This window comes from Pseudomonas fluorescens (assembly GCF_000968015.1).
In the GTDB taxonomy this organism is placed as follows: Bacteria; Pseudomonadota; Gammaproteobacteria; order Pseudomonadales; family Pseudomonadaceae; genus Aquipseudomonas; species Aquipseudomonas fluorescens_W.
Map to the genome: position 1 here is coordinate 1 of NZ_LACH01000142.1, position 295 is coordinate 295.

1 tRNA gene is annotated in these 295 nt (G+C 52.9%); it reads left to right on the forward strand.

The features are described 5' to 3' along the window. Positions 1–126 precede the first annotated feature (126 nt). Positions 127–211 (forward strand) — tRNA-Leu (locus VD17_RS31170). The last annotated feature ends 84 nt before the right edge of the window (positions 212–295 follow it).

Consider the following 295-nt stretch of genomic DNA (forward strand, 5'->3'; position numbering starts at 1 on the left):
TAGCTCAGTTGGTAGAGCACGGGATTGTGACTCCCGTTGTCGAGGGTTCGATCCCCTTCGTCCACCCCATATTTCGAAAGGCGCCAGATTAACAGTCTGGCGCCTTTGCTTTAACAGCTTCAAACCGCGGATGTGGTGGAATTGGTAGACACACTGGATTTAGGTTCCAGCGCCGCAAGGTGTAAGAGTTCGAGTCTCTTCATCCGCACCAAATAAAGCTTCACCCAGGCCGGTTGGTTTGGTTGGGGCGCAGCAAAGGAGTTTTTGGCTTCTTTGGTGGGCGTAGCTCAGTTGG